General features: G+C 67.3%; 1 protein-coding gene. It reads left to right on the top strand.

Annotated elements, in window-relative coordinates; translation table 11 throughout:
* Positions 1-1,469, top strand: a 1,469-nt coding sequence (locus HU720_RS23900; protein WP_186523618.1) for a condensation domain-containing protein, incomplete at both ends; no start/stop codon positions are given.

The following is a 1,469-nucleotide window of genomic DNA, read 5'->3' on the forward strand; positions in this document are numbered from 1 at the left end:
GAAGCGGCCATCGACGTGACCCACTGGACCTGCCGCGAAGAAGGCCGCGACAGCGTGCCGATTGGCGAGCCAATCGCTAACCTGGCGTGCTACATCCTCGATGCCGAACTGCAACCGGTGCCGGTGGGCGTGCTCGGTGAACTGTACCTGGCCGGAGCGGGTCTGGCTCGTGGCTATCACCGCCGCCCCGGCCTGACTGCCGAACGCTTTGCAGTCAGCCCCTACGGCACCGGCGAGCGCATCTACCGTACCGGCGACCTAGCGCGCTACCGCGCCGACGGCGTGATCGAGTACGCCGGTCGTATCGACCATCAGGTCAAGCTGCGCGGCCTGCGTATCGAACTGGGCGAAATCGAAGCGCGCCTGCTGGAGCACGAACTGGTCCGCGAAGCGGTGGTGACGGTGCCCGATGGCAAGCAACTGGTGGGTTACGTGGTGCTGGCCGGCGAAGTGGACGGCTGGCAAGCGCAACTGGCCGAGCACCTCGGGCACGGCCTGCCGGACTACATGGTGCCCAACCAATGGCTGGCGCTCGACGCACTGCCGCTGTCACCCAACGGCAAGCTGGACCGCAAGGCCTTGCCACGTCCCGACATCAGCGCCCAGGCGCGTGATTACCAGGCGCCGGTGAGCGCCACGGAAGTTGCGCTGGCTGAAATCTGGCAAGCCGTGCTTGGCTGCGACCCGGTCGGCGTTACCGATAATTTCTTTGCCCTGGGCGGCGACTCGATCATGTCCATCCAGGTGGTCAGCCGTGCGCGCCAGGCTGGCATTCGTATCACCCCGAAAGCGTTGTTCCAGCATCAGACTGTGCAGCGCCTTGCAGCGGTGGCCCAGGTTGGTGAAGCGCTGGTGCCGAGCGTCGACCAAGGTCCGGTGACCGGCGAGATGCCGCTGTTGCCCTTCCAGCAATGGTTCTTCGCCCAGGCCATGCCCGAGCCTCAGCACTGGAACCAGTCGCTGTTGCTGCGCGGCACTGAAACGGTGGATGCCGGCGCCCTTGAGCGCGCACTGCTGGCGCTCTACGCCCAGCACGACGCCCTGCGCCTGCGCTTTACCGAGGGCCGCGCCGAACATGGCCCGCTGCAACCTGCCCAGCCGCTGCTGTGGCGCGCTTCGCTGCAAACCGCCGAGGAAATCGAGGCCACCTGCGAAGAGGCCCAGCGTAGCCTCGACCTGGCCGAAGGCCCGCTGCTGCGCGCGGTGCTGCTCGAAGTGGCCGATGGCACCCAGCGCCTGCTGCTGGTCATTCATCACCTGGTGGTCGATGGTGTGTCGTGGCGAGTGCTGCTCGACGACCTGCACAGCGCCTACCGCCAGGCCCTGACCGGCCAGGCGCCGACGCTGCCGGCCAAGACCACGGCCTTCAAGGCCTGGGGCGAGCATTTGCAGCAGTACGCTGGCGGCCTGGATGGCGAACTGGGCTACTGGCAGCAGCAACTGGCCGACGCGCCACAAGGCCTGCCCGG

Source organism: Pseudomonas sp. SWRI51 (assembly GCF_014268825.1).
Classification (GTDB): Bacteria; Pseudomonadota; Gammaproteobacteria; order Pseudomonadales; family Pseudomonadaceae; genus Aquipseudomonas; species Aquipseudomonas farsensis.